At 68.5% G+C, this 3,532-nt stretch carries 6 protein-coding genes; 1 reads left to right on the top strand and 5 read right to left on the bottom strand.

Annotation, left to right across the window (positions count from 1 at the left end; all coding sequences use genetic code 11):
* The 5 genes from AC08OO_RS22940 to AC08OO_RS22920 form a co-directional block, all read right to left on the bottom strand.
* On the bottom strand, nt 1-1,392 hold a 1,392-nt coding region (locus AC08OO_RS22940; protein ID WP_476619067.1), incomplete at its 3' end, for an FtsK/SpoIIIE domain-containing protein.
* 110 nt (nt 1,393-1,502) lie between these two features.
* Nucleotides 1,503-1,841: an SCO3933 family regulatory protein gene (locus AC08OO_RS22935; RefSeq protein ID WP_476619066.1), complete on the bottom strand. Its 339-nt coding sequence runs from the start codon at nt 1,839-1,841 to the stop codon at nt 1,503-1,505.
* Nucleotides 1,842-2,039: 198 nt separating this feature from the next.
* Nucleotides 2,040-2,429 carry a hypothetical protein gene (locus tag AC08OO_RS22930; RefSeq protein WP_133057092.1) on the bottom strand — a complete coding sequence of 130 codons (390 nt, stop codon included), beginning with the start codon at nt 2,427-2,429 and terminating at the stop codon, nt 2,040-2,042.
* A complete protein-coding gene (locus tag AC08OO_RS22925) occupies nt 2,426-2,635 on the bottom strand; it encodes a hypothetical protein (protein WP_023839944.1) in 210 nt (69 codons plus the stop codon). The genes AC08OO_RS22930 and AC08OO_RS22925 overlap by 4 nt, the downstream gene beginning before the upstream one ends.
* On the bottom strand, nt 2,635-2,808 hold the full coding sequence (locus tag AC08OO_RS22920; protein WP_476611782.1) for a hypothetical protein: 174 nt from the start codon (nt 2,806-2,808) through the stop codon (nt 2,635-2,637). The genes AC08OO_RS22925 and AC08OO_RS22920 overlap by 1 nt, the downstream gene beginning before the upstream one ends.
* Nucleotides 2,809-3,086: 278 nt before the next feature.
* Between AC08OO_RS22920 and AC08OO_RS22915 the strand changes: the two genes are divergently transcribed.
* Nucleotides 3,087-3,532: hypothetical protein (locus tag AC08OO_RS22915; RefSeq protein WP_476619065.1), on the top strand; the 446-nt coding region annotated here is incomplete at its 3' end.

Genomic DNA, 3,532 nt, shown 5'->3' with positions numbered 1-3,532 from the left:
GGGCATGGACGGCATCGAGGGCAGTTGTGGTCGCCACCCTTCCGCCGGTTCCATCGGGGTGGTGGGACGGACCGGAGCGTGCTGCGCGGCCATGGTCCGGATGTCGTCGTCGGTGAGCCAGCCGGCGCGGACCCGGACGGGGGTCGGGTCTTCGTCCACCAGGACGTAGCCGACCCCGGGCAGGCCCCGGGGAACGCGGTCGCAAAGCGCGCCTCGATCCCGGGCACCTTCCCCCAACACCATGTTGATCTGTACTGGTTCTGTGAGCCGGAGCGCGACCCGGACGGGGAACAGGTCCCGGAACGGCAACACATCCTTGCCGGGGTCTTGCAGCGCGCCGACGACGACGACCCCCGGTGCCCGGCCCTGGGAGAGCAACAGTTGCAGCGCAACCGCGATCCGCTTCTTGACTTCCGCATCGGATACGTAGGCCGTCAGGCTCGCGACCTCATCGATGATGATCACGATCAGGGGATCGTCCGGGGTGGGTGTGTGGGACCGGGCCACCCCGCGTAGCCGGCCCGTGCGCCGCTCCATGACCGTCACGGCATCTTCGAGGAGATCCGCGATCGTCGCCGCGGTTACGCCGAAACGCGCGAACAAAGGTTCCCCGAAGGCGAGTTCCATGCCGCCCTTCGGGTCACACGCCCAGACCTCCGCGACGCCCCCGCGGATCGACGGGGCAAGCGCCCGGATGATCGACCAGATGACCGAGCCCTTACCGGCCCCGGTGGCCCCGGCGATGAGCACATGCGACCCGCGCAGCGGCAGCAGCCAGGCCCGGCGGTCCTCCCGCACCCCGATCGGTAGGGCGTCCAGCTCACCGGCCGCACCGGCGGGCAGCAGATCCGCGCGGACCGCCCGGCCCAGCACCTCACGGCGCACCAACACCAGGCCGACCCGGTCCGCCCGGTCCAGATCCGGAGAGATCCGCACCTCCCGCAGCTTCAGCGTGGCCGTCAGCTTCCCCGCCGCCTGTTGGAGATCGTCCACGCTCAGGCCTGGTGACAGGACCAGCCGCAGATGCCAGCCCGCCGCGCCCCGCCGCGCCCGCCGTATCCGGGGAACACGCCCACCACCCCCAGCAGACGGTGTTTCCACCCGGCAGGCATGGCAAGCGGCCGCCCAGCGTCGCCGCAGCCGCCCACCCAGCAGCCAGCCGACCACCGCCCGGCGCAGCACCGGCACGACCAGCACGACCAGCACCAGGCCGAGGAGCAGCCCCCGTCCCCAGAAGGAACCGAACCGGCCGATGATCGATTGCGGCACCATCAGCAGCACGAGCAGCGCCAGCACCTCACGGCGCCATCCCCACATATGCCGCAGGCCGTACCGGACCAGCAGTTCCGGCACCGACGGCCGCAACGACAGCCGAAACTGATCTTTCCGCATCCGACGGCCGGGCCGGATCCGTAGCACCGACACACCTACTCCTTTGCGCGCACGAGCAGGACTGGCCGGGGTGGCGGCACACGGTCAGGGCACCGCCACCCCCGAGCCGGTTAGCTCTTGCTCGACACTCCGGTGATCGACGCAGCCGAGTACGAGATGCCGTGACGGCCCTGCATCTGCCAGGAGCGGCCCACCAGGCCCGTCAGCCGTACCGGCGTCCCCGGCTGCACCGTCGGCGCCTCCCCCGCGATCCGGACCGCGATCACTTCTGCCGTGCCGTCCGCCATCGCGACCGCGACCGGCACGGTCCACAACGGCAGCCCATCCGCGTTCCCTCGCTGGCTGCCGGACTCTCGGTCTATCACCGGCGCAGCCGGACCCATCGCGGTTACCACGGAAAACGCCGTCACGTCCACGGGAATCACCCGCATCGCGTCACCTCTGATCATTGGTATTTTCTGGTGCCGCCCGTCAGCGGCCTGATCTCATGGTCTCCCGGGGTAGTGCGCCGAAATCTTCTAGGTTGTGCGTGAAAAGTGCGCCAGCCGGCCACCCGCTTTGCACGCAGTCCGCACGCACAACCAGCGCACCCGGCACACGGAAAAGCGGGGTACAGGAAAGCCTGTACCCCGCCCGTGCCCCTCGTGCTAACGCTGGAGGAGCAGTTTGCATACCTGCACCGCGAGATCCCACATCAACGCATGTTCACGGTCACCCCGCAGGCTCGCCGGTGCGATCCGCAGCGCATCCGCCGCCCGCGCCCGCCGCACACTGACGCGCAAACCCGCTGTCCCGGGGGAGAGCCCGAGCAGCAGCCGCACCGCCCGATCCTGCGGACTATCCAGCCCCGCCGCCGCGTTCCGGATCAGATCCTCAGCCGCGAGCATCCGCGCCGCCCACGGCGTCACCCCCGGCTCCAGCGCATCCACCACCCCGGGGGTATACGCGCCCAGCCGTGCGGCCGTGGCGCCGTGACGGATCGTGGAGCACAGCCCCATCCACAGCATGTCCAAATCCGGCAGACTCTCCACGCTCACCAGGCATCACCGGCATCACCGGCATCACCGGCCGCGACGGTCACCGACACCGGACCAGGCCCCGGACGGTGCAGCACCTCCACGACCACCGTCGCCGCCAACGACAGCGCGCACATCCCCGCGCACCACGCCACCAGCGCCAGCACGAACAGCGCCTGATGACGCCGGGATATCTCTTCGGAGGCCAGCTCGACACGCCGCCGCATCACCACATCGCCTTTCCGACCAGCCGGATCACGGCAATGACGATCACGGCGACGAGGATGAACGGGATCGCGGCCGACGCCTCAGAAAACAGAAAAAGGCTCAGGTACAGGCACCAAAAGAAAGCTACCCACCAGCCGAACCCGAAGGTGGTCCGCACATAGTAACGGGGCATGGGAAAACCCTCCAGGAACGAAGACCGTGAAGCCGACCGCCTCACACACCCCATCCTGCGGACCAGGAATCCCACGTCCTAGGACAAGACGCGGCTTGTCCGCGGCTCTTTCACAGACCAGACCCAGACCAGCCACGGACGCAGTCCGCTCTACATGTCCCCAACCTGGACGGAACGCAGACGGAGCACAGACACGCACCGTGCATAGTCAGTGGCCGGACGGCACGCGGACGGAACCCGGACACCACGCGGACACGCGAACACGAGAAAGGATCGCCATGCCCCCAGACATGACAGAACTGACCACAGTCCTAACCCTCTGCTACCGCAACGGTATCCGGTTGCCTACCTACATGATCACCCCTGATGTACGCCGACAGCTGACAGACATGATCGCTCCGCCGCGAGTTGAGCCCGAGGAACCCGACGCGCTTCTCCGCAGGGCTTTCGCCGCCCACGCGATCATCAAAGCCAGCGTTGCCGCCATCGGCGGGAGCGAAGCACGCGCGCTCCGCCTCCTCCTGGACCTCGACGGGAAAGAGAAACGCAGCGTCACCGACCGGCGCGCAGACGCTGCGGAGCCGTACGACATCACCGGGGGCAGCTTCCTGCGCCGCCATCAACGCACCGTCACAGAAGCACTAGCAGCGGAAATCTGGCGCAGGCTCACCGCCGCACAGCCCACCGCCGACCCCCAGGCCATCCCCATGCCCTGGACACCCAG

The sequence above is a fragment of the Frankia sp. CeCAU1 genome (genome assembly GCF_977971845.1).
Note: the sequence above shows the minus strand (reverse complement) of the source record. Positions and strands in the feature narration are given on the sequence as shown.

Excerpts from the sequence above, each read along its gene's own strand:
- AC08OO_RS22935 (WP_476619066.1), bottom strand. The coding sequence starts at position 1,841 with ATGATCAGAGGTGACGCGATGCGGGTGATTCCCGTGGACGTGACGGCG.
- AC08OO_RS22925 (WP_023839944.1), bottom strand. The coding sequence starts at position 2,635 with ATGCGGCGGCGTGTCGAGCTGGCCTCCGAAGAGATATCCCGGCGTCAT.
- AC08OO_RS22920 (WP_476611782.1), bottom strand. The coding sequence starts at position 2,808 with ATGCCCCGTTACTATGTGCGGACCACCTTCGGGTTCGGCTGGTGGGTA.